21 protein-coding genes are annotated in these 24,783 nt (G+C 66.0%); 13 read left to right on the top strand and 8 right to left on the bottom strand.

The window, feature by feature from the left end; all coding sequences use genetic code 11:
• Positions 1-169: 169 nt before the first annotated feature.
• From ACTWJ5_RS30570 to ACTWJ5_RS30585, 4 genes are all read right to left on the bottom strand, one after another.
• A complete protein-coding gene (locus tag ACTWJ5_RS30570; RefSeq protein ID WP_074980348.1) occupies positions 170-1,270 on the bottom strand; it encodes a polyamine ABC transporter substrate-binding protein in 1,101 nt (366 codons plus the stop codon).
• A gap of 116 nt (positions 1,271-1,386) precedes the next feature.
• Positions 1,387-2,751, bottom strand: coding sequence for an aspartate aminotransferase family protein (locus tag ACTWJ5_RS30575; protein ID WP_074980349.1), 1,365 nt, complete (start codon positions 2,749-2,751; stop codon positions 1,387-1,389).
• A 62-nt stretch (positions 2,752-2,813) separates the two neighbouring features.
• Positions 2,814-4,172, bottom strand: coding sequence for a glutamine synthetase family protein (locus tag ACTWJ5_RS30580; protein ID WP_074980350.1), 1,359 nt, complete (start codon positions 4,170-4,172; stop codon positions 2,814-2,816).
• A 42-nt stretch (positions 4,173-4,214) separates the two neighbouring features.
• The gene (locus ACTWJ5_RS30585; protein WP_074980351.1) at positions 4,215-4,967 is read right to left on the bottom strand and encodes a gamma-glutamyl-gamma-aminobutyrate hydrolase family protein; all 753 of its coding nucleotides are present in this window, start codon (positions 4,965-4,967) and stop codon (positions 4,215-4,217) included.
• Between the two features lie 277 nt (positions 4,968-5,244).
• Here ACTWJ5_RS30585 and ACTWJ5_RS30590 point away from each other — a divergent pair, with 277 nt between their 5' ends.
• From ACTWJ5_RS30590 to aguA, 5 genes are all read left to right on the top strand, one after another.
• Entirely contained in the window at positions 5,245-6,621 is a 1,377-nt protein-coding gene (locus ACTWJ5_RS30590) for a glutamine synthetase family protein (protein WP_074980352.1), read from the top strand.
• Positions 6,622-6,771: 150 nt separating this feature from the next.
• Positions 6,772-7,830, top strand: coding sequence for a polyamine ABC transporter substrate-binding protein (locus ACTWJ5_RS30595; protein WP_253392869.1), 1,059 nt, complete (start codon positions 6,772-6,774; stop codon positions 7,828-7,830).
• Positions 7,831-7,916: 86 nt separating this feature from the next.
• Positions 7,917-8,549, top strand: a complete 633-nt coding sequence (locus ACTWJ5_RS30600) for a TetR/AcrR family transcriptional regulator (protein ID WP_009614000.1) — start codon at positions 7,917-7,919, stop codon at positions 8,547-8,549.
• A gap of 284 nt (positions 8,550-8,833) precedes the next feature.
• Positions 8,834-9,715 (top strand): N-carbamoylputrescine amidase, encoded by an 882-nt coding sequence (gene aguB / locus ACTWJ5_RS30605; RefSeq protein WP_444437137.1) that lies wholly within the window; start codon positions 8,834-8,836, stop codon positions 9,713-9,715.
• A gap of 65 nt (positions 9,716-9,780) precedes the next feature.
• Positions 9,781-10,884 carry an agmatine deiminase gene (gene aguA, locus ACTWJ5_RS30610; protein ID WP_444437138.1) on the top strand — a complete coding sequence of 368 codons (1,104 nt, stop codon included), beginning with the start codon at positions 9,781-9,783 and terminating at the stop codon, positions 10,882-10,884.
• A 340-nt stretch (positions 10,885-11,224) separates the two neighbouring features.
• On the opposite strand, the gene ACTWJ5_RS30615 is transcribed toward aguA, so the two are convergent.
• From ACTWJ5_RS30615 to desA, 3 genes are all read right to left on the bottom strand, one after another.
• Positions 11,225-12,589, bottom strand: a complete 1,365-nt coding sequence (locus ACTWJ5_RS30615; protein ID WP_253392395.1) for an OprD family porin — start codon at positions 12,587-12,589, stop codon at positions 11,225-11,227.
• 601 nt (positions 12,590-13,190) lie between these two features.
• Positions 13,191-14,162 carry a GGDEF domain-containing protein gene (locus tag ACTWJ5_RS30620; protein ID WP_074980357.1) on the bottom strand — a complete coding sequence of 324 codons (972 nt, stop codon included), beginning with the start codon at positions 14,160-14,162 and terminating at the stop codon, positions 13,191-13,193.
• 126 nt (positions 14,163-14,288) lie between these two features.
• A complete protein-coding gene (gene desA, locus ACTWJ5_RS30625) occupies positions 14,289-15,470 on the bottom strand; it encodes a delta-9 fatty acid desaturase DesA (protein WP_074980358.1) in 1,182 nt (393 codons plus the stop codon).
• Between the two features lie 162 nt (positions 15,471-15,632).
• Here desA and ACTWJ5_RS30630 point away from each other — a divergent pair, with 162 nt between their 5' ends.
• The 7 genes from ACTWJ5_RS30630 (at position 15,633) to ACTWJ5_RS30660 (ending at position 22,933) form a co-directional block, all read left to right on the top strand.
• Positions 15,633-17,909: a putative bifunctional diguanylate cyclase/phosphodiesterase gene (locus ACTWJ5_RS30630; protein ID WP_444437139.1), complete on the top strand. Its 2,277-nt coding sequence runs from the start codon at positions 15,633-15,635 to the stop codon at positions 17,907-17,909.
• 129 nt (positions 17,910-18,038) lie between these two features.
• Positions 18,039-18,221 (top strand): sulfur starvation response protein OscA, encoded by a 183-nt coding sequence (oscA, locus tag ACTWJ5_RS30635; protein WP_009614015.1) that lies wholly within the window; start codon positions 18,039-18,041, stop codon positions 18,219-18,221.
• A gap of 88 nt (positions 18,222-18,309) precedes the next feature.
• Positions 18,310-19,308, top strand: a complete 999-nt coding sequence (locus tag ACTWJ5_RS30640) for a sulfate ABC transporter substrate-binding protein (RefSeq protein WP_074983137.1) — start codon at positions 18,310-18,312, stop codon at positions 19,306-19,308.
• Between the two features lie 89 nt (positions 19,309-19,397).
• Entirely contained in the window at positions 19,398-20,216 is an 819-nt protein-coding gene (gene cysT / locus ACTWJ5_RS30645) for a sulfate ABC transporter permease subunit CysT (protein ID WP_074983139.1), read from the top strand.
• A gap of 10 nt (positions 20,217-20,226) precedes the next feature.
• Complete coding sequence (cysW, locus tag ACTWJ5_RS30650; RefSeq protein WP_058070856.1) at positions 20,227-21,099, top strand: sulfate ABC transporter permease subunit CysW; 873 nt, start codon at positions 20,227-20,229, stop codon at positions 21,097-21,099.
• 3 nt (positions 21,100-21,102) lie between these two features.
• Complete coding sequence (locus ACTWJ5_RS30655; RefSeq protein ID WP_116425155.1) at positions 21,103-22,092, top strand: sulfate/molybdate ABC transporter ATP-binding protein; 990 nt, start codon at positions 21,103-21,105, stop codon at positions 22,090-22,092.
• Positions 22,093-22,183: 91 nt separating this feature from the next.
• Positions 22,184-22,933 (top strand): sulfite exporter TauE/SafE family protein, encoded by a 750-nt coding sequence (locus ACTWJ5_RS30660; protein WP_444437140.1) that lies wholly within the window; start codon positions 22,184-22,186, stop codon positions 22,931-22,933.
• 433 nt (positions 22,934-23,366) lie between these two features.
• Here the strand turns inward: ACTWJ5_RS30660 and ACTWJ5_RS30665 are convergent, their stop codons facing one another.
• Positions 23,367-23,939 (bottom strand): TetR/AcrR family transcriptional regulator, encoded by a 573-nt coding sequence (locus tag ACTWJ5_RS30665; RefSeq protein ID WP_444437141.1) that lies wholly within the window; start codon positions 23,937-23,939, stop codon positions 23,367-23,369.
• 97 nt (positions 23,940-24,036) lie between these two features.
• Between ACTWJ5_RS30665 and ACTWJ5_RS30670 the strand changes: the two genes are divergently transcribed.
• Entirely contained in the window at positions 24,037-24,780 is a 744-nt protein-coding gene (locus tag ACTWJ5_RS30670; protein ID WP_444437142.1) for an SDR family oxidoreductase, read from the top strand.
• Positions 24,781-24,783 lie beyond the last annotated feature (3 nt).

Genomic DNA, 24,783 nt, shown 5'->3' on the forward strand with positions numbered 1-24,783 from the left:
TTGTCCGGGCCTTCCGTGGCGCGCGCGAGCGCTTCTGCAGCCCTAGCTGCAACCAGCGGTCATCCCACTGCAGATGATCCGTGCCTGCAGAACGGTGGCGGGCCTGCGACCGCCCCTCCACCGCCCTGCACCCGCCCGGCCGTTCGCGACGAACGACCGGGCCGGGCCGTCACTTGCCGGACTTGATGGTGGTCCAGCTGCGGGTCATCAGGCGCTGGACCTTCGCCGGCAGGTCCGGGAAGGCGTACAGCTTCTTCATGACCGCGTCGCTCGGGTAGATGCCCGGGTCGTTACGGATTTCCTCGTTCACCAGCGGCGTGGCCGCGGAGTTGGCGTTGGGGTAGGAAACGGTGTCGGAGATCTCGGCGATCACCTTCGGCTCGAGCAGGAAGTTGATCCACTTCAGGGCGCTTTCGGGGTTCTCGGCGTCCTTCGGAATGGCCACGGTGTCGAAGAAGGCGCCGGCGCCTTCCTTCGGAATGTGGTAGGCCACCTTCACGTTGTTCTTGGCTTCCACGGCGCGGGACTTGGCCTGGTAGATGTCGCCGGAGTAGCCGATGGCGACGCAGATGTTGCCGTTGGCCAGGTCCGAGATGTACTTGGAGGAGTGGAAGTAGGTGATGTACGGACGGATCTTCAGGAACAGGTCCTCGGCGGCCTTGATTTCCTTGGGATCCTGGCTGTCCGGCTTGTAGCCCAGGTAGTGCAGGGCCGCGGGGATCATCTCGGTGGGCGAGTCGAGGAAGCTCACGCCGCACTGCTTCAGCTTCTGGATGTTCTCGGGCTTGAATACCAGGTCCCAGGAATCCACCGGGGCGCCGTCGCCCAGCGCGGCCTTGACCTTGTCCGGGTTGTAGCCGATGCCGATGGTGCCCCACATGTAGGGGATGGCGAACTTGTTGCCCGGGTCGCTGACCTCGAGGGTCTTCATGATGTCCGGGTTCAGGTTCTTCCAGTTCGGCAGCTTGTCGCGGTCCAGCGGCTGGTAGACGCCGGCCTTGATCTGCTTGGCCAGGAAGGAGTTCGAGGGAACCACCACGTCGTAGCCCGACTTGCCGGCCAGCAGCTTGGCTTCCAGCACTTCGTTGCTGTCGTAGACGTCGTAGACGACCTTGATGCCGGTGGCCTTGGTGAACTCGTCGACCGTATTCGGGGCGATGTAGTCGGACCAGTTGTAAACGTGCAGTACCTTGTCATCGGCCTGTGCCATACCGGCCACAGCGCCCGCCAGAGTCACGGCGAGCAGGGTCTTGCCGAAGGTTTTGAACATGCGGGTAGCTCCAATTGTTTTTGATGTTCCAGGTGGCGTCGGCGGCTTCCCGCCTTCACCACCCGGTGAGCCTGGCCAACGCACAGGCGCAGTCTGTCAAAGGTCCGGTGAAAGACTCAAGACAGCGCTACGGCGGCGGTTTGATCGAGGCACTTGCGCGCCAGGGTGATCAACTCGTCGATCTCCGGCTTGGTGATGACCAGCGGCGGCGAAATAATCATAGTGTCTCCCACCGCGCGCATGATCAGGCCGTTGCGGAAGCAGTGCTCGCGGCACAGCATCCCCACGCCGTTCTCGAAGCGCTCGCGGGTCTTCTTGTTCTTCACCAGCTCCAGCGCGCCCACCATGCCGACGCCACGGGCCTCGCCCACCAGCGGGTGGTCGGCCAGCTCCTGCCAGCGTTTCTGCAAGTAGGGTGCCGTTTCCGCCTTCACGGTCTCGACGATCTTCTCCTCGCGCAGGATGCGGATGTTCTCCAGGGCCACCGCCGCGGCTACCGGGTGACCAGAGTAAGTGAAGCCGTGGTAGAACTCGCCACCCTCATTCAGGGTATCGACGATCTCGTCGCGGACGATTACGCCGCCCATGGGGATGTAGCCGGAAGTCAGGCCCTTGGCGATCGGCATCAGGTCCGGGGCGTTGCCGTAGTACTGGCTGCCGAACCATTCGCCGGTACGGCCGAAGCCGCAGATGACTTCGTCGGCGATGAACAGGATTTCGTACTTGGCGAGGATTTCGCGGATCTTCGGCCAGTAGGTGTCCGGCGGAACGATCACGCCGCCGGCGCCCTGGATCGGCTCGGCGATGAAGGCGGCGACGTTCTCCTCGCCGACTTCGAGAATCTTCTTCTCCAGCTGCTCGGCGGCCCAGACGCCGAACTCTTCCGGCGACATGTCGCCGCCCTCGCCGTACCAGTAGGGCTGGGCGATGTGCACGATGCCCGGGATCGGCAGGTCGCCCTGGCTGTGCAGGGCCTTCATGCCGCCGAGGCTGACGCCGGCGACGGTGGAGCCGTGGTAGCCGTTCCAGCGGCCGATGACCACCTTCTTCTGCGGCTTGCCCTTGATGCTCCAGTAGTGGCGGACCATGCGCAGCACGGTGTCGTTGGACTCCGAGCCGGAACCGGTGAAGAACACGTGGTTCATGCCTTCGGGGGCGATGTCGGCGATGGCCTTGGCCAGCTCCAGCACCGGCGGGTGCGCGGTCTGGAAGAACAGGTTGTAGTAGGGCAGCTCGAGCATCTGCTTGTAGGCGACCTCGGCGAGCTCCTTGCGACCATAGCCGACGTTCATGCACCACAGGCCGGCCATGCCATCGAGGATCTTGTTGCCCTCGCTGTCCCACAGGTACACGCCTTCGGCCTTGGTGATGATGCGCGCACCCTTCTCGTTCAGCTGCTTGTAGTCGGTGAACGGAGCCAGGTGGTGTTCGCGGCTGAGCGCCTGCCAGTGTTGGGTCTGGGCGCTGGTCTGTTTCGTCATTTTGGTAAAACCTCTCTGTAATGAACACGGGGCCCGGCCGGCAGAGCCGGGCCCCACGCCGATCAGACGGACAGCAGGAGGAACTCCCGCTCCCAGGAACTGATCACCCGCTTGAAGTTCTCGTGCTCGGCACGTTTCACCGCGACGTAGGCGCGGATGAACTTGCTGCCCAGGTACTGTTCAAGGGTCTTGCTGCCTTCCATGGTTTCCAGTGCCGCCTCGATGGTCAGCGGCAGGCGCAGGTTACGTCGCTCGTAGCCGCGGCCCTTGACCTGGGCACTGGGTTTGATGCCTTCGACCATGCCGATGTAGCCGCACAGCAGGCTGGCGGCCAGGGCCAGGTAGGGGTTGGCGTCGGCGCCGGCCAGGCGGTTTTCCACGCGGCGGTTCTCCGGGTTGGAGTCCGGCACGCGCAGGCCCACGGTGCGGTTCTCCTCGCCCCACTCGACGTTCACCGGCGCCGAGGTGTCGGGCAGGAAGCGGCGGAACGAGTTGACGTTCGGGGCGAACAGCGGCAGGGCCTCGGGGATGAAGCGCTGCAGGCCGCCGACGTGGTGCAGGAACAGCTCGCTCATGGTGCCGTCGGCATTGGAGAAGATGTTCTTGCCGGTCTTGAGGTCGACGATGCTCTGGTGCAGGTGCATGGCGCTGCCCGGCTCGCCGGTCATCGGCTTGGCCATGAAGGTCGCGGCCACGTTGTGCTTGAGCGCGGCCTCGCGCATGGTGCGCTTGAACACCAGGATCTGGTCGGCCAGGTCCAGGGCGTCGCCGTGACGGAAGTTGATTTCCATCTGCGCGGTGCCTTCCTCGTGGATCAGCGTATCCAGGTCCAGGCCCTGGGCCTCGCACCAGTCGTACATGTCCTCGAACAGCGGGTCGAATTCGTTCGCTGCGTCGATGGAGAAGGACTGGCGGCCGGTTTCCTGGCGCCCGGAACGGCCCACGGGGGCCTGCAGCGGGTAGTCGGGGTCGTCGCTGCGCTTGGTCAGGTAGAACTCCATCTCCGGCGCCACGATCGGCTTCCAGCCCTTGTCGGCGTAGAGCTTGAGCACGCGCTTCAAGATGTTGCGCGGCGACAGCTCGATGGGGTTGCCGAGCTTGTCGTAGGTGTCGTGGATGACCATCGCGGTGGGCTCGATGGCCCAGGGGACGAGGAACACGGCATTCTCGTCCGGGCGGCAGACCATATCGATGTCGGCCGGGTCCAGCAGGTCGTAGTAGATGTCGTCCTCGACGTAATCACCGGTCACGGTCTGCAGGAGCACGGACTCCGGCAGGCGCATGCCCTTCTCGTTGAGGAACTTGTTGGTCGGCGCGATCTTGCCCCGGGCAATCCCGGTCAGGTCGGCGATCAGACATTCCACTTCGGTGATCTTGCGTTCCTTCAGCCAGCTGGTCAGCTGGTCTAACTTGGTAGTCATAAAGACCTCAGGGTTTTGAGAGCCCGGCCCCAACCGCCGGACTCAACGTTGCCCCGCCCTCTTGCTGCAGGCTTTGCCGAATGCCTGGAAGATGGCGAGATAGTTGGGATTGGATCGGACCTGCCACTCCGGGTGCCACTGCACACCGAGGGCGAAGGCCGTGGCGCCTTCTACGGAGAAGGCCTCGACCAACCCGTCAGGCGCCAGTGCTTCTACGCGAAGGCCCGGCGCCAGACGTGCAACGCCTTGGCCATGAATGGAATTGACCTGGATCTGCGCCGGCAAGCCGATGCCGGCGAGAATGCCGCCCGGCTGCACGTCGACGACGTGGCGCGGGGCGTACTGCACCTCGACCGGCTGGTTGGCCGGCTCGCGGTGGTCCATGAAGCCTGGAGTTTCGTGCACCTTCTGGTGCAGCGTGCCGCCTAGAGCCACGTTGATCTCCTGGAACCCGCGGCAGATGCCGAGCAACGGCACGCCGGCGGCGATCGCAGCGCGAATGAGCGGCAGTGTAGTAGCGTCACGGGCGATGTCATGCAAAGTGCCTGCATCGCTCTCGGGGCCACTATAATGATGGGGCTCGACGTTCGACGGTGATCCGGTGAACAGCAGCCCATCGAGGCTGGAGAGCAAGGTGTCCTGGTCAAGCGATTCGCCCAGGGCTGGAATGATCAGCGGTAGACCATTGGCCCCGGCCACCACGGCACTGACGTATTTGTCACCGACGGTATGGCTGGGTTTATGACCGACTTGCCTGACGCAGGCGGTCACGCCGATTAACGGCAGGCGAGACATGGGACACCCGTGTTTGTAAGTGTTATGGGTTGCGACCGAGCTTAGCGCTGTTCATTTTTTTACACAATAGCCCTGTAAAAAATTGCACACGCCTCTCTGAACATCCCATGGCAGCACGCTTTCACGGCCCCTGAGACAAGCCGAAATGCCCCAAAAATGGCCGCCTTGCACCATCAACGGGCAGGAAGTGGCGCTATTGACATCAACAGGCCTTTCGGATTGACTCACAACCTAGCCCCCGCATGATTGATATTTTTAACAATAAAGGTGTTGCACCATGTCGGTACCCCCGAGTGCCGTTCCGCTCTCAGAAGCGACCGAGTTCCTCAAGGAACACCCCGAGGTCCAGTTCGTCGACCTCCTTATTGCAGATATGAATGGCGTGGTTCGCGGCAAGCGCATCGAGCGCACCAACCTGCCGAAAGTCTACGAGAAAGGCATCAACCTCCCCGCCTCGCTGTTCGCCCTCGACATCACTGGTTCCACCGTTGAAAGCACCGGCCTGGGCCTGGATATCGGCGACGCCGACCGTGTCTGCTATCCCATCCCCAACACCATCGCCATGGAACCCTGGCAGAAGCGTCCGACCGCGCAACTGCTGATGACCATGCATGAAATGGAAGGCGAGCCGTTCTTCGCCGACCCTCGTGAGGTACTGCGCCAGGTCATCCAGAAGTTCACCGACATCGGCCTGAGCATAGTCGCGGCCTTCGAGCTGGAGTTCTACCTGATCGACCAGGAGAACGTGAACGGCCGTCCGCAGCCGCCTCGTTCGCCGATCTCCGGCAAGCGCCCGCAATCGGTGCAGGTCTACTCCATCGACGACCTCGACGAGTACGCCGACTGCCTGCAGGACATCATCGACGGCGCCCGCGCCCAGGGCATCCCGGCCGACGCCATCGTCAAGGAGAGCGCCCCGGCGCAGTTCGAGGTCAACCTCCACCACGTCAACGACGCGCTGAAGGCCTGCGACTACGCGGTGCTGCTCAAGCGCCTGATCAAGAACGTGGCATACGACCACGAGATGGACTCGACCTTCATGGCCAAGCCCTACCCGGGCCAGGCCGGCAACGGTCTGCACGTCCACGTGTCGCTGCTGGACAAGGACGGCAAGAACATCTTCGCCAGCGAGGATCCCGAGCAGAACGCCGCGTTGCGTCACGCGATCGGCGGTGTGCTCGAGACCCTGCCCGCCTCCATGGCCTTCCTCTGCCCGAACGTCAACTCCTACCGCCGCTTCGGCTCGGCCTTCTTCGTGCCGAACGCGCCGAGCTGGGGCCTGGACAACCGCACCGTGTCGCTGCGCGTACCCACCGGCGCGCCGGAAGCGGTGCGCCTGGAACACCGCGTGGCCGGTGCCGACGCCAACCCCTACCTGCTGCTGGCCGCGGTCCTCGCCGGCGTCCACCACGGCCTGACCAACAAGGTCGAGCCGGGCGCGCCGATCGAAGGCAACGCCTACGAGCAGTTGGAGCAGAGCCTGCCGAACAACCTGCGCGACGCCCTGCGCGAGCTGGACGACAGCGACGTGATGAACAAGTACATCAGCCCCGAGTACATCGACATCTTCGTCGCGTGCAAGGAGCACGAGTTGCAGGAGTTCGAATATTCGATCTCCGACCTCGAGTACAACTGGTACCTGCACACCGTATAAGAAACACCCCAGGCGACGCCGGCCCCGCGCCGGCGTCCGTCTGACCGCCTTGCCCGCCGCCGCACCCTGCTCTGCCGCACCACGCTGCAACCAAGCCCCCGGGATGGCCGCCGGCCGTCCATGCTGTGCCTTGACATAGGGAGAATGCCAATGCCACGCCTGCTCGCCCCGCTGTTGCTGCTGCTCTGCCCGCTGTTCGTCCAGGCCGAGGACGTCATCCGCGTCTACAACTGGAACGACTACATCGCCCCGGAAGCGCTCAAGGACTTCGAGAAGGCCAGCGGCGTCCGCGTCGAGTACCACACCTACAGCACCGCCGAAGAACTCAAGCAGGCGCTGCGCTCCGGCGAGAAGATCGACGTCGCCGTCCCCTCCCACAACGACCTGCCGCAGCTGATCAAGGACAAGCTGATCCAGCCGCTGGACTTCACCCGCCTGCCCAACCGCAGCCACCTCGACCCGCAGCTGATGAGCAAGCTGGCCGCCGTCGACCCCGACAACCGCCACGCCGTGCCCTACCTGTGGGGCGCCGTGGGCCTGGCGGTGAACCAGCCGCAGGTCGAGAAGGCCCTGGGCGGGCCGGTGCCGGACAGCTGGGGCCTGCTGTTCGACCCGCAATACAGCGCGCGCCTGAAGAGCTGCGGGCTGAGCCTGCTGGACGCGCCCGACGAGACCTTCTCGGTGCTGATGAACTACCAGGGGCGCAACTTCGCCCGCAGCGCGCCGACGCAGATCCGCCGCGCCGGCCAGGTGCTCGAGGCGCTGCGCCCGAACCTGCGCTACATCGACAGCGAGCGCTACATCCAGGACCTCAACGACGGCAAGCTGTGCGTGGCCATGGCCTGGGTCGGCGACGCCCTGCATGCGGCCCGCGCCGGGCAGCCGGTGCACTTCATGGTGCCGCAGGAGGGCTCGGTGCTGTTCATCGACAACCTGGTGGTGCCCAGCAGCGCCCAGCATCCGGACCTGGCCCTGCGCTTCATCGACTTCATGCTGCAGCCGAAGGTCGCCGCCCAGGTCACCGCCGCCACCCTCTACCCGAACGCCAACGTCGACGCCGCGGCCTTCCTCGACGCCGAGCTGCGCCAGCAGCCGGGCCTGTACCCGGACCAGGAGACCAAGCGCCGCCTGTTCGCCCTGGAAACCGCCCCGGACAAGACCGCGCCGGTCCTCAAGCAAACCTGGGACAAGCTGCTGGCCGACCACTGACGGCCAGCGGCGCGCGCCAGGGGCCGCGAACTTGCTCCGGACGCATGAGCTGGCGTCCAATAGCCCGCTCATGCTCGGAGAACCCCATGCCCGCCCCCACCAGCTCCCGCAAGCCCCGCGCCAGCAGCCAGGCGCGCATCGCCAGCATCCTCGACGCCGCCCGCGCGCTGCTCGCCGAAGACGGCACCGCCGGCCTGTCGATCTACGCCGTGGCGGAGCGGGCGGACATACCGCCGTCCTCGGTCTACCACTTCTTCCCCAGCGTGCCGGCGCTGCTGCAGGCGCTGACCGGCGAGGTCCACGCCGCCTTCCGCGCCTGCCTGGCGGCGCCGGTGGACCACGACGCCCTGCGCGACTGGCGCGACCTCTCGCGGCTGGTGGAGGAGCGCATGCTCGCCGTCTACGCCGGCGATGCCGCGGCGCGCCAGCTGATCCTCGCCAGCCACGGCCTGGCCGAGGTGACCCTCGCCGACCGCCAGCACGACATGGAGCTGGGCCGCTCCATGCAGGCCCTGTTCGACCACCACTTCCACCTGCCCGAACTACCCCGGGACATCGAAGTGTTCAGCCTGGCCATGGAACTGGGCGACCGCGTCTACGCCCTCTCGGTGCAACGCCACGGACGCATCGAACCGCGCCTGGCCGAGGAAGGGATGCGGGTGTTCGATGCCTATCTGTCGCTGTATCTGCCGCCTTTCCTGCCTAAACGGCAGCTATAGCCGACACGGGCTCTTCGTAGGAGCGAGCTTGCTCGCGAACGCTCTGGTACGCGCGATGTTCGCGAGCAAGCTCGCTCCTACAATCCCGGCCAAATACCGATATTTATCTGTCTTTTTATCGGATTCGATGCCTCGATAGAGAAACACCGCTTCAAAAGTCGATTTTTATCGGATATAAATCGCCCCAGCGCCGCGGAAGACGTCGACCTCACGCCTTCTCGCAGCACCCCACGGCCACCGCCCAACCCGGAAGGCCGATAAGTATCCGAATAAAAAGGTGTTCCATGACTCGTACCATCACCGTCGCCGCCACCCAGATGGCGTGCTCCTGGGATGTCCAGGCCAACATCGCCAACGCCGAGAAGCTGGTGCGCCAGGCGGCCGCCCAGGGCGCGCAGATCATCCTGATCCAGGAACTGTTCGAGACCCCCTACTTCTGCCAGAAGCCCAACGCCGACTACACCCAGCTGGCCACCCCGGTGGAAGAGAACCCGGCGATCCTGCACTTCCAGAAGGTCGCCGCCGAGCTGAAAGTCGTGCTGCCGATCAGCTTCTTCGAGCGCGCCGGCCGCGCGCGCTTCAACAGCATCGCCATCATCGACGCCGACGGCAGCAACCTGGGCGTGTACCGCAAGAGCCACATCCCCGACGGCCCCGGCTACCACGAGAAGTACTACTTCAACCCCGGCGACACCGGCTTCAAGGTCTGGGACACCGCCTACGCGCGCATCGGCGTCGGCATCTGCTGGGACCAGTGGTTCCCCGAGTGCGCCCGCAGCATGGCGCTGATGGGCGCCGAGGTGCTGTTCTACCCGACCGCCATCGGCAGCGAGCCGCACGACGCCAGCATCACCTCCCGCGACCACTGGCAGCGCGTGCAACAGGGCCATGCCGGCGCCAACCTGATGCCGCTGGTGGCCTCCAACCGCATCGGCAAGGAAGCGCAGGACGGCTACGACATCACCTTCTACGGCTCCTCCTTCATCGCCGACCCGTTCGGCAAGAAGGTCCAGGAACTGAACGAGACCGAGGAAGGCATCCTGCTGCACAGCTTCGATCTGGACGCGCTGGAGAAGATCCGCAGCGCCTGGGGTGTGTTCCGCGACCGCCGTCCGAACCTATACTGGCCGATCGCGACCCTCGACGGAGAGAACCTCTCCGAATGACCTCGCGCGGCGGGAGGCGATCCCTTCCGCCGCTTCGTCCGTAGCTGCCCGCATCTGGTGACCCCATGACCACTCTGACCAGTACCCCCCGCGCCGATGGCTTCCGCATGCCGGCGGAATGGGAACCCCACACCCAGACCTGGATGGTCTGGCCCGAGCGCCCGGACAACTGGCGCCTGGGCGGCAAGCCGGCGCAGGCCGCCTTCAGCGCCGTGGCCGAGGCCATCGCGCGCTTCGAGCCGGTCACCGTCTGCGTTTCCACCGCCCAGTTCGAGAACGCCCGCGCGCGCCTGAGCGACGCCATCCGGGTGATCGAGATCAGCAACGACGACGCCTGGGTGCGCGACACCGGGCCGACCTTCGTGGTCGACGACCAGAGCGGCGTGCGCGGCGTGGACTGGACCTTCAACGCCTGGGGCGGCCTCGACGGCGGCCTGTACTTCCCCTGGCTGCGCGACGACCAGGTGGCGGCGAAGATCCTCCAGGTCGAGCGCTGCGATCGCTACCGCACCGAAGGCTTCGTGCTCGAGGGCGGCTCCATCCACGTGGATGGCGAAGGCACCCTGATCACCACCGAGGAGTGCCTGCTCAACCGCAACCGCAACCCGCACCTGTCCCGCGAGGAGATCGAGCAGGTCCTGCGCGAACACCTGGCGGTGGACAGCGTGATCTGGCTGCCGGACGGCCTGTACAACGACGAGACCAACGGCCACGTCGACAACTTCTGCTGCTACGTGCGCCCGGGCGAGGTCCTGCTGGCCTGGACCGACGACGTCAACGACCCCAACTACCCGCGCTGCCAGGCCGCCATGCGCGTGCTGGAGCAGGCGCGTGACGCCAAGGGCCGCCAGCTGGTGGTGCACAAGATGCCGATCCCCGGCCCGCTGCACGCCACCGAGGAAGAGTGCGCCGGCGTCGACCTGGTGGAAGGCAGCCAGGAGCGCGACCCGTCGATCCGCCTGGCCGGTTCCTACGTGAACTTCCTGATCGTCAACGGCGGCATCGTCGCGCCGAGCTTCGACGACCCGAAGGACGCCGAGGCCAAGGCCATCCTCCAGCGCGTGTTCCCCGAGCACGAAGTGGTGATGGTGCCGGGCCGGGAAATCCTCCTGGGCGGCGGCAACATCCACTGCATCACCCAGCAGCAACCGGCGCCGCAGAAGCGCTGAGCCGGTAGCTGCAAAAGAAAAGGCTCCCATCGCAAGATCCACAGGTGAGCATGGCTTCTCGTAGGAGCGAGCTTGCTCGCGAACCGCATGGCACCGCGTCTGTTCGCGAGCAAGCTCGCTCCTACGAAGAGCACGCCGGTGCGGCCTGTTGCTTCTAGGCGGTTTTCTGGGTTCCCGCGTTCGCGGGAATGACGGGGTGAGAGTCGTGTTTCCCGGCGTCATTCCCGCGAACGCGGGAACCCAATAAAACATGTAGGAGCGCGCCCTGCGCGCGAAATCGCGGGCAGGGCCCGCTCCTACAGGTCACCTCTTCGGCGCGCTCCTACGGAAAGCCCCAGGCCTAGAACAGCGGCAGGGTGTAGCTGACGATCAGGCGGTTCTCGTCCTGGTCGCGCTGGGCCGGGGTGGCGCCCTGGGCCGGCAGGCCGCTGCGCAGCGAGGCGTTCTTCCAGGTGAAGCCCAGGCCCTTGAAGGTGCCGTCCGGGATCACGTAGGCCAGGGTGATGTCGCGCTCCCACTCGCTCTGGTCGCCGCGGGCGGTATCGATGTTGTCGCCGCGCAGGTACAGGGCCTGGAAGGTCAGGCCCGGCAGGCCGGCCTGGGCGAAGTCGTAGCCGTAGCGGGCCTGCCAGGTACGCTCACCGGCGCGCAGGAACTTGCCGATCTGCACGTCGGTGATCAGGTAGGCGGTGGCGCCGTCGCCGTTGTTGATGAACGGGAAGTCGCTGTCGCCGCTGAGCTGCTGGTAGCCGACGCCGAAGCTGTGGCCGCTGACGATGTAGGTGAACAGGCCGCTGTAGGCCTTGTTGTCGACCTCGCCCTTGGTCACGCCGTTGCCGTAGTAGCCGGAGGTGTAGTAGCGCGAGTCGTGGCTGTTCTTGCCGTCGTCGCTGCTGTTGAAGTAGCGCAGGTCGGTCTTGAGCACGCCCGGGCCGATCGCCCAGTTGTGTTGCAGGCCGAGGAAGTGCTGTTTGTAGAAGTCCTGCAGGTTGCCGTAGTAGTACTGCAGCGTCAGGTCCTTGGTCAGCTTGTAGTCGACGCCGCCGTAGTAGAACTTGTTGACGAACTCGCCGGTGCGCGCGTTGTTGGCGCCGGCGATGGACAGGCCCTCGTTGTTGCTCGAACTGCGGCCCTTGGTGTGCTCCAGCTGGCCGCCGATCAGGGTCAGGTCCTTGAATTCGTTGGAGGTGATCTGGCCGCCGTCGAAGGTCTGCGGCAGCAGGCGGCCGTCGTTGTAGGTCACCACCGGCAGCTTGGGCAGCAGGGTGCCGTAGCGCAGTTCGGTGGAAGAAACCTTCACCTTGGCGGTCGCCCCCAGGTGCGAGAAGTCGTCCACCGCGCGGCCGTCGCCATCGGTGGGGAACACGGTGCCCGAGAAGCTGGAGCTGGTCGGGTTGTAGTGGGTGCCCTTGCCGCTGTCCAGGCGCACGCCCAGCAGGCCCAGGGCATCGACGCCGAAGCCGACGGTGCCTTCGGTGAAGCCGGAAGTGTAGTTCAGCAGGAAGCCCTGGCCCCACTCCTCCTGCTTGCTCGGCTCGGCGGTGCCGTTGCGGTTATCGCTGTTGATGTAGAAGTTGCGCAGGGTCAGGCTGGCCTTGCTGTCCTCGATGAAGCCGCCGGCGCTGGCCAGCGGAACATGGGCGCCAAGGGCAGCGGCCGCCACGGCCAACGCCAGGGTGGATTGCGTGATGTTACGACTCTTCATTGGTAATCCCCATTTATTGATCTTGTGTGAAGTCGGCAAAGCGCCAGGCGCCGCGCGGCGCGAATCCCACCGGACAGCCACGCGGCCGGGCACGGCCCGGGCCGGCAGGCGAACGGCGGTCGTCAGATCGGTCGCCCCTGGGCGGGGTCTCTACGTGGGCAAGCAGGCAGGAAGGAACTTGCGGAAAGGCATGGCAGCGTCATGGTGAATGCTCGTGTCTTGTTCTTGTGGGCGAAGCCTGAGGCTTCACCCCGACATGGCAATCCGCGGGCCAATCGGCCCGGCACACCCCGACACGTGGATTGGCGCGGGTTGGCGTCCCGTAGCCTGGTCCTTCGCTGCGCGCTGGTCAGCGGAAATCCGCCACCTTTCCCGGCCTGGCTGGCGGTTTGTCGCCATGCTCGCCGGACTTCATTGCCTGGACCCTGCGGCCACGCTGGGGGCAACGATAAGCAATCGGAAATAAATCCAAAAAGAATTAATTATTAAAATGTAATTCCTTATTGGAATAAATAATGCGCCCGTATCCCTTCCCGGTCCATTTCCCGGAAGGGGTACGCGCAGGGCGCAAGAGAGGCAGCAACCCGGGCCGGGCCGCCGATCAGGCCTGTTCGATACGGTCCTTGCCGTTGCGCTTGGCCTGGTAGAGCGCGGCGTCGGCCCGGCCGTAGAGCGCCGAGAGGTTCTCGTCATGGGGCTGCAGCAGGGTCAGGCCCTGGCTGACGCTGATACCGAAGGTCTGCTCGTCTTCCTTGAAGCGCAGCCGCTGCACCTCGCGCTGCAGGCGCTCGCCGATCTGCCGGGCGGTCACCTGGTCGCAGCCGGGCAGCAGCACAGCGAACTCCTCGCCGCCGATGCGGCCGAACAGGTCGCCGCGGCGCAGCGCCCCGGAGGCGCACTGGGCCACGCGCTGCAGCACGCGGTCGCCGACCTGGTGGCCGTAGCGGTCGTTGACCTTCTTGAAGTCGTCCACGTCCAGCAGCAGGAAGGCCAGGGCCGCACCGGCCTGCTTGGATTCGTTGAAGGCCTGCTCGGCATTGTCGAAGAAGTAGCGGCGGTTGCTGCTCTGCGTCAGCACGTCGGTGGTGGCCAGGCGCTGCAGCTCGCTTTCCAGGTGTTTCTTGTCGGTGATGTCCTCGGCGATGCCGACCACCATCAGCGGCAGGCCCGCCTCGCTGTGCTGGCTGATGAAGCACTTGTCGCTGAGCCAGCGCACCTCGCCGTCGGCGCGCAGGATGCGGTACTCGCGCTGCTCCACGGCGCCGCGCTCGAGCACCTGCAGCAGGCTGCTGGCGGCGTAGTCGAGGTCGTCGGGGTAGATGGCGTTGAGCCATTCGTTGTAGTCGGCCAGCAGCAGTGCCGCCGAGCGGCCGAAGATGCTCTCGTAGGCGGGGCTGACGTAGACCATGCGCTGGGCCTGCCAGTCGAAGGCCCAGAGCACCGCGTTGACGCTGGCCAGCAGGGCGCTGAAGAGTTGCTCGCGTTCTTTCAGGCGCTCCACCTCGGCGCGGCTGTGCAGCAATGCCAGCAGCGCTTCGTCGAGATCCTGCGGCGCCCTGTACCTGTCATCCATGTCTCAGCTTCCCACAACTAATCGAGAGGTCTATGACCGCAAAATTAGCTAAGCGCTCGACAAAAAAAGAAAAAGCCCGCCGAACGGCGGGCTTTTTGTGATGCACATCTCAGTTATCAGGCCAACTCAGACAGCCGGGCGCAGCGAGTAGGTCTTCAGCTGTTCGGCGAAGTCGCGCAGCGACTGGATGCCACTGGCCTCGGCCTCTTGCACCCACTGCTTGATGGCGGCCAGCATGTCGTGGCCGTTGGCGCTGGTCTTCAGCCAGATCTGCTGCAGCGCCAGGCGCTTCTCGTAGATCACCTGCAACGCCTGGCTGTGCTGCAGCAGGCGCTCGATGCGCGCGTGGTGGCGTTCCTCCAGCAGGCTGGTCTCGCGCGAGAGCAGGCGCTTGCCGCGGCGAAACAGGTGGCGCACCGAGGCATCGGCCTTGGCCAGCTCCTGCTTGACCAGCGGGCCGATCACCAGCTTGCGGTACTGGGCCATGATCTGGAAGCGGTTGTTGAGGATGGCCATGGCGGTATCCATGTCCAGGCTGCCCTTGCCTTCCACCCGGTGGGCGATCGGTGCGACCCGCGCCACCTTGGCCAGGCGCAGGAAGCAGAACAGCTTGATCCAGGCCCAGCCCAGGTCGAACTCCCACTTCTTCACCGACAGCTTGGCCGAGTTCGGGTAGGTGTGGTGGTTGTTGTGCAGCTCCTCGCCGCCGATGACGATGCCCCAGGGCACCAGGTTGGTGGCGGCGTCGCGGCATTCGAAGTTGCGGTAGCCCACGGCGTGGCCCAGGCCATTGATGACACCGGCCGCCCAGAACGGGATCCAGGCCATCTGCACCGCCCACACGGTCAGGCCGAGGGCGCCGAACAGGGCGACGTCGATCAGCACCATCAGGGCGATGCCGCCCAACGGGAAGCGGCCGTAGAGGTTGCGCTCCAGCCAGTCGTCCGGGCAGTTCTTGCCGTAGATGCGCAGGGTGTCGGCGTTCTTCGCTTCCTCGCGGTAGAGCTCGGCGCCCTTGCGCAGGACGGTGCCCAGGCCCTTGTACACCGGGCTGTGCGGGTCCTCGGCGGTCTCGCACTTGGCGTGGTGCTTGCGATGGATGGCGGTCCACTCGCGGGTGTTCATCCCGGTGGTCATCCACAGCCAGAAACGGAAGAAGTGTTGCAGCGCCGGATGCAACTCGAGGGCGCGGTGGGCGGAATAGCGATGCAGGTAGACAGTCACGCTGACGATGGTGATGTGGGTGAGCACCAGCGTGACCACGATCAGCTGCCACAGCGGCAGATCAAGGAAACCGTTGTACCACATGAATGATAATGAACCTCGGCAATGGTCGATGGGCCCGGCGAAACAGGCCAGCTCGCATTATCACCAAGCGTGGCGGGAAAACCATCCGGTCTTTTTGATATGAACAGGGGCCAATGGCCATCCTCTATACTGCGCAGCCAATAACTCGCTCCCCTCGCGATAATGAATCCACGCCCGAGTGCCCTCCGCATCTGTTTGCTGTACCTGCTGTTCGCCTGCTTATGGGGGCTTACGAGCGACCAGTTGTTGCGCCTGGCGGTCGGCGACGCTGACCTGCTGCCCTGGCTGGTGGCGAAAAAGTATCTTTTCTTTGCCATCAGCGCCGGCGTGCTGTTCCTGCTGCTGGCCCGGCAGTTCAAGTGGATGCAGCGCACCTTCGCCGCCCGCGAGAGCAGCGAACGGCGCTTCGAACGGGCCCTGGACGCCCTGGACGACGGCCTCTGGGAATGGGACGTCGAGCGCCACCAGGTGTTCTACTCGCCCGGCTACGCGCGGATGACCGGCCTGAGCGAGGCGGAACTGGGCGACAGCTTCGAGGCCTGGGAACAGCGGCTGCACCCGGACGACCGCGACAGCGTGCTGGCCCAGCACCGCGACCTGCTGCAACGGCGCAGCCAGCGCCTGGAATGCACCTATCGCCTGCGCCACGCCGACGGCAGCTACCGCTGGGTGCATGCCCGCGCGCGCCTGAGCGGCGGCCACGACGGCGAGCCGCTGCGCATGACCGGCATCAGCCGCGACGTCACCGAGCAGCGCGAGGCCAACGACCACCTGCGCCAGGCCGCGGCGGTGTTCGAGGCGACTCAGGAAGGCCTGCTGGTGACCGACGACAAGGGCGTGATCCTCCACGTCAACCCGTCATTCCAGCGCATCACCGGCTACAGCACCGACGAGGTGGTGGGGCGCAATCCCTCGATGCTCAAGTCCGGGCGCCAGGACGACGCCTTCTACCAGCGCATGTGGCAGGCCCTGAACAGCGAAGGCCTGTGGTGCGGGGAAATCTGGAACCGGCGCAAGAGCGGCGAGGTGTACCCGCAGTGGCAGCACATCTGCGCCGTGCACGACGAGCAGGGGCGCCTGACGCACTACGTCGCGGTGTTCTCCGACCTCAGCAGCATCAAGCGCTCGCAGCACGAGCTGGACTTCCTCGCCCACCACGACCCGCTCACCGGGCTGCCCAACCGCCTGCTGCTGCGCGAGCGCATCGAGCAGGCCCTGGCCCGCGCCGACCGCGAACAGGGCAGCGGCGCCCTGCTGCTGCTCGACCTGGACCACTTCAAGCACGTCAACGACAGCCTCGGCCACAGCGCCGGCGACCAGCTGGTCAAGACGGTGGCCGAGCGCCTGCGCGGCTGCCTCGACGAGCACGCCTCCCTGGCGCGCCTGGGCGGCGACGAGTTCGCCGTGGTCCTGGAGAGCCAGCAGCCGCACCACGCCAGCAGCCTCGCCCAGCGCCTGCTGGAGGCCATGCACGCGCCCTTCGAGGTGCAGGGCCAGCCGATCTACATCTCCGCCAGCATGGGCGTCAGCCTGTTCCCCGACGATGCCCGCGACGTCGACCACCTGCTGCGCCACGCCGATGCCGCGCTGTTCCAGGCCAAGGCCAGCGGGCGCAACCTGTACGCCTTCTACACCCCCGAGCTGACCGCCCGCGCGCGTTCCCACGTGCAGGTGGAAGCCGCCCTGCGCCAGGCGCTGGAACACGACGAGCTGCGCGTGTACTACCAGCCGGTGCACGACCTGGCCAGCGGCCAGGTGGTCGGGGTGGAGTCGCTGGTGCGCTGGCAGCACCCGCAGCGCGGCCTGGTGCCGCCCTGCGAATTCATCCCGGTGGCCGAGGAATGCGGGCTGATCGCCGCCATCGACGCCTGGGTGCTGGACCAGGCCTGCCGGCAGATGCGCCAGTGGCTGGACGACGGCGTGGCGCTGGATTTCGTCGCGGTGAACCTGTCCAGCCGCCTGTTCGGCCGCGACGGCCTGGAACAGCGCGTGGCCCGCGCCCTGCAGGAAAGCGGCCTGCAGCCGCGGCACCTGGAGCTGGAAGTGACCGAGAGCGCCATCATGCAGAACATCGACCAGTCGGTGGCCCTGCTGCAGCGCCTGCGGGCGCTGGGCGTGCAACTGGCGATCGACGACTTCGGCACCGGCTATTCCTCGCTGATGCGCCTGAAACGCATGCCGGTGCAGAAGCTGAAGATCGACCAGGGCTTCGTCGCCGGCCTGCCCGGCGATGCCGAGGACGCCGCCATCGCCCGCGCCATCATCGCCCTGGCCCGCAGCATGGGCCTGAGCGTGGTGGCCGAGGGCATCGAGCGCCCGGACCAGGCGGCCTTCCTCCTCGACCACGCCTGCGACTTCGGCCAGGGCTACTGGTACGGCCGTCCGCAGCCGGCCGACGAGCTGCCCTGGACCCGGGCGACGGCGACCGAATCGAATTAAAACCTGGTGGAATATAAAAATTCTTAAATAGTATTTTTAAGAATATTCGACTCCTGCCTAAGATGCGCTCACACCGCACGCGCCGCCCATCCGGGACGGCCCGGCGAAGCCCACCAAGGAGCCCAGATCATGAGCGCAACCCTCCGTAGCCTGGAAGGCCAGGACGAAGCCAACATCCTGCGTGAAGTGCAGAGCGCCCTGCGCGGTCTGCGTTTCGGCGCCGTCGAGATCACCGTGCACAACGGCCAGGTGGTGCAGATCGAGCGCAAGGAGAAGTTCCGCCTGCAGCAGCCCGCCAGCCGCCAGAGCTGACCCCGGGGCCCATGCGCCCCACCGCGACGCCCCCGATAAGAACACGCCAACAAGCACAACACTGAAGATTCGTATCCAGGAGCTGCACATGTCCATCCGCCGTTTCGCCCTGGCCGCCCTGGCCAGCGCCTTGATCGCCGGCCCCGCGGCCGCGGCCACCCAACTGCTGAACGTCTCCTACGACCCGACCCGCGAGCTGTACCAGGCCTACAACGCGGCCTTCATCAAGCACTGGAAGGCCCAGGGCGGCGACGACCTGACCGTGCAGCAATCCCACGGCGGCTCCGGCAAGCAGGCCCGCGCGGTCATCGACGGCCTGAAGGCCGACGTGGTGACCCTGGCCCTGGCCGGCGACATCGACGAACTGCACAAGCTCGGCAACCTGCTGCCGGCCGACTGGCAGGCGCGCCTGCCGGACAACAGCACTCCCTACACCTCGACCATCGTGTTCCTGGTGCGCAAGGGTAACCCCAAGGGCATCAAGGACTGGGCCGACCTGACCAAGCCGGGCGTCGAGGTCATCACCCCGAACCCGAAGACCTCCGGCGGCGCCCGCTGGAACTTCCTGGCCGCCTGGGCCTGGGCGAAGAAGCAGTACGGTAGCGACGACAAGGCCCAGGACTACGTCAAGGACCTGTACAAGCACGTGCCCGTGCTGGACACCGGCGCCCGCGGCTCGACCATCACCTTCGTCAACAACAACATCGGCGACGTGCTGCTGGCCTGGGAGAACGAAGCCTTCCTGGCCAAGAAGGAACAGGGCGGCGAGAACTTCGAAATCGTCGTACCCTCGCTGTCCATCCTGGCCGAGCCGCCGGTGGCGGTGGTCGACAAGACCGTCGACAAGAAGGGCACCCGCAAGGTCGCCGAGGAATACCTGAAGTACCTGTACAGCGAGGAAGGCCAGCGCATCGCCGCGCAGAACTTCTACCGCCCGCGCAACGCCAAGGTCGCCGCCGAGTTCGCCAACCAGTTCCCGAAACTGGACCTGGTGACCATCGACAAGGACTTCGGCGGCTGGAAGGTCGCGCAGCCGAAGTTCTTCAACGACGGTGGCATCTTCGACAAGATCTACCAGGCGCAGTGAACCGCGCAGCCACAAGCGGCGAGCCATAAGCTGCAAACAGCTCGCTTGCCGCTTGTGGCTTTCGGCTTGTAGCTAACCGAGAGGTTTCAATGTCACGACGCATCTCCCCGGTCATACCCGGCTTCGGGCTGACTCTGGGCTACACCCTGGTGTATCTCAGCCTGTTGGTGCTGATTCCGCTGGGGGCCCTGTTCCTCAAGACCACCGAGCTCACCTGGGAACAGTTCTGGACCATCATCACCGCCCCGCGCGTGCTCGCCGCGCTCAAGCTGAGCTTCGGCACCGCGCTGATCGCCGCCCTGATCAACGGCGTGATCGGCACCCTGCTGGCCTGGGTGCTGGTGCGCTACCGGTTCCCCGGGCGCAAGATCATCGACGCCATGATCGACCTGCCCTTCGCCCTGCCCACCGCCGTGGCCGGCATCGCCCTGACCGCGCTCTACGCCCCCAACGGCATGATCGGCCGCTTCGCCACCGAGCTGGGCTTCAAGATCGCCTACACCCCGCTGGGCATCACCCTGGCGCTGACCTTCGTGGTCCTGCCCTTCGTGGTGCGCACGGTGCAGCCGGTGCTGGCGGACATCCCCCGCGAGGTCGAGGAAGCCGCCGCCTGCCTGGGCGCCAAGCCGCTGCAGGTGTTCCGCCACGTGCTGCTGCCGGCGCTGCTGCCGGCCTGGCTGACCGGTTTCGCCCTGGCCTTCGCCCGCGGCGTCGGCGAGTACGGCTCGGTGATCTTCATCGCCGGCAACATGCCGATGAAGACCGAGATCCTGCCGTTGCTGATCATGGTCAAGCTGGACCAGTACGACTACACCGGCGCCACCGCCATCGGCGTGCTGATGCTGGTGGTGGCCTTCGTCCTGCTGCTGCTGATCAACCTGCTGCAACGCCGCATCGAGACCCCGTAAGGAGCGCGCCATGAGTTCCGCAACGCTTTCCACCGCACAAGCGGCGAACGCCGCCCGGCGTGGCAACCCCTGGGGCCGCCGGGCGCTCATCGGCCTGGCCTGGCTGGCCTTCGCCCTGTTCCTGCTGATGCCGCTGTTCGTGGTCCTGAGCGAGGCGCTGAAGCAGGGCTTCGGCACCTTCCTCGAGGCTATCGTCGAGCCCGACGCCTTGGCCGCGCTGAAACTCACGCTGATTGCCGTGGGCATCTCGGTGCCGCTGAACCTGGTGTTCGGCGTGGCCGCCGCCTGGTGCGTGACCAAGTTCGAGTTCCCCGGCAAGAGCATCCTGGTGACGCTGATCGACCTGCCGTTCTCGGTCTCGCCGGTGATCGCCGGCCTGATCTACGTGCTGCTGTTCGGCGCCCAGGGCTACTTCGGGCCGTGGCTCAGCGACCACGACATCCAGATCGTCTTCGCCGTGCCCGGCATCGTCCTGGCCACCATCTTCGTCACCTTCCCCTTCGTCGCCCGCGAACTGATCCCGCTGATGCAGGAACAGGGCACCCAGGAGGAAGAGGCCGCGCGCCTGCTCGGCGCCAACGGCTGGCAGATGTTCTGGCACGTGACCCTGCCGAACATCAAATGGGGCCTGATCTACGGCGTGGTGCTGTGCACCGCGCGGGCGATGGGCGAGTTCGGCGCGGTGTCGGTGGTTTCCGGGCACATCCGCGGCGTCACCAACACCCTGCCGCTGCACGTCGAGATCCTCTACAACGAATACAATCACGTCGCCGCTTTCAGCGTCGCCACCCTGCTGCTGCTGATGGCCCTGGTCATCCTGCTGCTCAAGCAGTGGAGCGAGTCGCGCCTGTCCCGATTGAAAGTCAAAGCTGACGAGGAATAAGCCATGAGTATCGAAATCCGTAACGTCAGCAAGAACTTCAACGCCTTCAAGGCGCTCGACGACATCAACCTGGACATCCACAGCGGCGAGCTGGTGGCCCTGCTCGGCCCCTCCGGCTGCGGCAAGACCACCCTGCTGCGGATCATCGCCGGCCTGGAGACGCCGGACGCCGGCAACATCGTGTTCCACGGCGAGGACGTCTCGCAGCACGACGTGCGCGACCGCAACGTCGGCTTCGTGTTCCAGCACTACGCGCTGTTCCGCCACATGACGGTGTTCGACAACGTCGCCTTCGGCCTGCGCATGAAGGCCAAGAAGGAACGCCCGAGCGAGGCGCGCATCGCCGAGAAGGTCCACGAACTGCTGAACATGGTGCAGTTGGACTGGCTCGCCGACCGCTACCCGGAACAGCTCTCCGGCGGCCAGCGCCAGCGCATCGCCCTGGCCCGCGCGCTGGCGGTGGAGCCGAAGATCCTGCTGCTGGACGAACCCTTCGGCGCCCTCGACGCCAAGGTGCGCAAGGAGCTGCGCCGCTGGCTGGCGCGCCTGCACGAGGAGATCAACCTCACCAGCGTGTTCGTCACCCACGACCAGGAAGAGGCGATGGAAGTCGCCGACCGCATCGTGGTGATGAACAAGGGCGTGATCGAGCAGATCGGCTCGCCGGGCGAGGTCTACGAGAACCCGGCCAGCGACTTCGTCTACCACTTCCTCGGCGACTCCAACCGCCTGCACCTGGGCAACGACGAGCACGTGCTGTTCCGCCCGCACGAGGTCTCGCTGTCGCGCCAGGCGGTGGAAGCGCACCGCGCGGCGGAAGTCCGCGACATCCGCCCGCTGGGCGCGATCACCCGGGTGACGCTGAAGGTGGACGGCCAGGACGAGCTGATCGAGGCCGAGGTGGTCAAGGACCACGACAGCCTGGTCGGCCTGGCCCGCGGCGAGACGTTGTACTTCAAGCCCAAGGCCTACCAGCAGGTGGCCAATATCTGAGCCGCCACCCGTCGAAGAAGAACCCCGCCGCGGCGGGGTTTTTCGTTTGCGGGTATCCTGCCCAGCTCCACCGCCTAGGCAAGGCCCGCCCATGTTCGACTCGTTGCCCGCGCACCTGGACCTGATCGTCCTCACCTTCCTCCTCGCCGGCCTGGTCAAGGGCGTGGTCGGCCTCGGCCTGCCGACGGTGGCGGTCGGCCTGCTCGGGTTGGTGATGCCGCCGATGCAGGCGGCGGCCATCCTGGTGGTGCCCTCCACCGTCACCAACGTCTGGCAACTGGCCGCCGGGCCGCGTTTCCTCGGGCTGCTCAGGCGGATGTGGGGCATGCTCGCCGGCATCGTCGCCGGCACCCTGGCGGTAGGTTGGTGGCTGGGCGGCGAGCACTGGCCGGCGGCCACGCCGCTGCTGGGCGTGGCGCTGGTCCTCTACGCGCTGCTCGGGCTGTCGGCGAAGCGCTTCCAGGTGGCGCCGGCACACGAGCCCTGGCTGTCGCCGCTGATCGGCCTGGCCACCGGCGCCGTCACCGCGGTCACCGGCGTCTTCGTGATCCCCGCGGTGCCCTACCTGCAGGCCCTGGGCCTGGAGAAGGACGACCTGGTGCAGGCCCTCGGGCTGTCCTTCACCGTCTCCACCCTGGCCCTGGCGCTCACCCTCGGGCAGCAGGGCTCGCTGTTGCATGCATCGGTGCTGGGAGTGTCGTTGCTGGCGCTGCTGCCGGCGTTGGCAGGGATGTACCTGGGGCAGTGGCTGCGCAACCGCATCAGCCCGACGGCCTTCCGCCGGTGCTTCTTCGGGGGGTTGTTGTTGCTTGGTGCGGACCTGGCCCTGCGCGGGCTCTGAGGCCCTGAGGCCCTGGGGGCTTTTCGTAGGAGCGAGCTTGCTCGCGAACGGTGTTTCCCTCTGGCTACGGTGCTTTGGATTGACTCCGCTCCCTCTCCCCAGCCCTCTCCCTGAAGGGAGAGGGGGCTAGTCCGTGCCGGCGCAAAGGCCGTGCCTCATGGAGGTATCAGGCTTTATGCGTAGCATCAGGAAGAGCCGAAACATCAGCACACACCAAACAACCCCTCTTGCAGGGAGAGAGAACTAGTCCGTGCCGGCGCGAAGGCCGTGCCTCATGGAGGTATCAGGCTTTATGCGTAGCATCAGGGAGAGCCGAAACATCAGCACACGCCGAACGGCCCCCTCTCCCTTCAGGGAGAGGGCTGGGGAGAGGGGCGGTGTTCCGGTTGGTACCGATGTTTCCGGGAGGCACCGTTCGCGAGCAAGCTCGCTCCTACGAAGACACCCCCTCTTCCAACCGCCGCAGCAGGAACCCCCTGCTCGACTCGATGATCACCCGCTGCGTCTCCTCACTCGCCGTCATCCGCGCCAGCAACAACGCCCCGACGCACTGTGCAAGCATCGCCCACGCATCCTCCGCATTCCCCAACTCCTCCGCCCAGGCCTGCTGCAGCCCGAGCATCGCCGCCTCCACCGTGCCGCGCACCTGCTCGTCGGCGCGGGCGATGTCCGCGCCCAGGGCGGGAATGGCGCAGCCGCCGTCGACGTTCTGCACGTGGGCCAGCGTCAGGTAACGCTGCAGGCAGCGCTCCAGGCGCTCGCGGCCGTGGCTGTCGCCGGCCTTGCCCAGGCGCTCGGCGCTGCGCGTCAGTTCGCGTTCGACGATGGCGGCGAACAGCGCATCCTTGGACGGAAAGTGGTTGTAGAAGGCCCCGCCGCTCAGCCCCACCGCCTTCATCAGCGCGTCCACGCCGACGCTGGCGAAGCCCTCGCGCTTGGCGATGGCGCCGCTGCTCTCCAGCAGGCGCTGGCGGGTTTCTTCCTTGTGACTGGCTGAGTAGCGCATGGCGTGGCTCCGGAAACGGCTTGACGGCTGCCGGAAGCATAACATAACGTTCGTTTACCAAACGATCGTTTACCCATAACGAACAGAGGAAACGAACATGAGCGCTGCCTCCCCCAACGAGAAGAAAGTGGTGCTGGTGATCGGCGCCGGGGACGCCACCGGCGGCGCCATCGCCCGCCGCTTCGCCCGCGAGGGCTACGTCGCCTGCGTCACCCGCCGCTCGGCGGACAAGCTGCAACCGCTGGTCGACGCCATCCGCGCCGAGGGCGGCGAGGCCCATGGCTTCGCCTCGGACGCGCGCAAGGAGGAGCAGGTGGCGGAACTGGTGGAGACCATCGAGCGCGACATCGGCCCCATCGAGGCCTTCGTCTTCAACATCGGCGCCAACGTGCCCTGCAGCATCCTCGACGAGACCGCGCGCAAGTACTTCAAGATCTGGGAAATGGCCTGCTTCTCCGGCTTCCTCACCGGCCAGGCGGTGGCCCGGCGCATGGTCGCGCGCCAGCGGGGCACCCTCCTCTTCACCGGCGCCACCGCCGGCCTGCGCGGCGCCGCTGGGTTCGCCGCCTTCGCCGGAGCCAAGCACGGCATCCGCGCCCTGGCCCAGAGCATGGCCCGCGAGCTGGGGCCCATGGGCCTGCACGTGGCCCACGTGGTGGTGGACGGCGCCATCGACACCGAGTTCATCCGCGACAACTTCCCGGAGAAGTACGCGCAGAAAGACCAGGGCGGCATCCTCGATCCCGAGCACATCGCCGACAACTACTGGTACCTGCACAGCCAGCCGCGCGACGCCTGGACCTTCGAGCTGGACCTGCGGCCCTGGATGGAGCGCTGGTAATCC

The organism is Pseudomonas sp. A6 (assembly GCF_052367875.1).
In the GTDB taxonomy this organism is placed as follows: Bacteria; Pseudomonadota; Gammaproteobacteria; order Pseudomonadales; family Pseudomonadaceae; genus Pseudomonas; species Pseudomonas citronellolis.

What these genes read in the sequence shown, in the direction of transcription:
- ACTWJ5_RS30660 (WP_444437140.1), top strand. Translation starts at nt 22,184, where the DNA reads ATGTTCGACTCGTTGCCCGCGCACCTGGACCTGATCGTCCTCACCTTC.
- aguA (WP_444437138.1), top strand. Translation starts at nt 9,781, where the DNA reads ATGACCACTCTGACCAGTACCCCCCGCGCCGATGGCTTCCGCATGCCG.
- ACTWJ5_RS30590 (WP_074980352.1), top strand. Translation starts at nt 5,245, where the DNA reads ATGTCGGTACCCCCGAGTGCCGTTCCGCTCTCAGAAGCGACCGAGTTC.
- desA (WP_074980358.1), bottom strand. Translation starts at nt 15,470, where the DNA reads ATGTGGTACAACGGTTTCCTTGATCTGCCGCTGTGGCAGCTGATCGTG.
- cysT (WP_074983139.1), top strand. Translation starts at nt 19,398, where the DNA reads ATGTCACGACGCATCTCCCCGGTCATACCCGGCTTCGGGCTGACTCTG.
- cysW (WP_058070856.1), top strand. Translation starts at nt 20,227, where the DNA reads ATGAGTTCCGCAACGCTTTCCACCGCACAAGCGGCGAACGCCGCCCGG.
- ACTWJ5_RS30585 (WP_074980351.1), bottom strand. Translation starts at nt 4,967, where the DNA reads ATGTCTCGCCTGCCGTTAATCGGCGTGACCGCCTGCGTCAGGCAAGTC.
- ACTWJ5_RS30670 (WP_444437142.1), top strand. Translation starts at nt 24,037, where the DNA reads ATGAGCGCTGCCTCCCCCAACGAGAAGAAAGTGGTGCTGGTGATCGGC.
- ACTWJ5_RS30620 (WP_074980357.1), bottom strand. Translation starts at nt 14,162, where the DNA reads ATGGATGACAGGTACAGGGCGCCGCAGGATCTCGACGAAGCGCTGCTG.
- ACTWJ5_RS30665 (WP_444437141.1), bottom strand. Translation starts at nt 23,939, where the DNA reads ATGCGCTACTCAGCCAGTCACAAGGAAGAAACCCGCCAGCGCCTGCTG.
- ACTWJ5_RS30600 (WP_009614000.1), top strand. Translation starts at nt 7,917, where the DNA reads ATGCCCGCCCCCACCAGCTCCCGCAAGCCCCGCGCCAGCAGCCAGGCG.
- ACTWJ5_RS30655 (WP_116425155.1), top strand. Translation starts at nt 21,103, where the DNA reads ATGAGTATCGAAATCCGTAACGTCAGCAAGAACTTCAACGCCTTCAAG.
- ACTWJ5_RS30595 (WP_253392869.1), top strand. Translation starts at nt 6,772, where the DNA reads ATGCCACGCCTGCTCGCCCCGCTGTTGCTGCTGCTCTGCCCGCTGTTC.
- ACTWJ5_RS30570 (WP_074980348.1), bottom strand. Translation starts at nt 1,270, where the DNA reads ATGTTCAAAACCTTCGGCAAGACCCTGCTCGCCGTGACTCTGGCGGGC.
- ACTWJ5_RS30615 (WP_253392395.1), bottom strand. Translation starts at nt 12,589, where the DNA reads ATGAAGAGTCGTAACATCACGCAATCCACCCTGGCGTTGGCCGTGGCG.
- ACTWJ5_RS30630 (WP_444437139.1), top strand. Translation starts at nt 15,633, where the DNA reads ATGAATCCACGCCCGAGTGCCCTCCGCATCTGTTTGCTGTACCTGCTG.
- ACTWJ5_RS30580 (WP_074980350.1), bottom strand. Translation starts at nt 4,172, where the DNA reads ATGACTACCAAGTTAGACCAGCTGACCAGCTGGCTGAAGGAACGCAAG.
- oscA (WP_009614015.1), top strand. Translation starts at nt 18,039, where the DNA reads ATGAGCGCAACCCTCCGTAGCCTGGAAGGCCAGGACGAAGCCAACATC.
- ACTWJ5_RS30575 (WP_074980349.1), bottom strand. Translation starts at nt 2,751, where the DNA reads ATGACGAAACAGACCAGCGCCCAGACCCAACACTGGCAGGCGCTCAGC.
- ACTWJ5_RS30640 (WP_074983137.1), top strand. Translation starts at nt 18,310, where the DNA reads ATGTCCATCCGCCGTTTCGCCCTGGCCGCCCTGGCCAGCGCCTTGATC.
- aguB (WP_444437137.1), top strand. Translation starts at nt 8,834, where the DNA reads ATGACTCGTACCATCACCGTCGCCGCCACCCAGATGGCGTGCTCCTGG.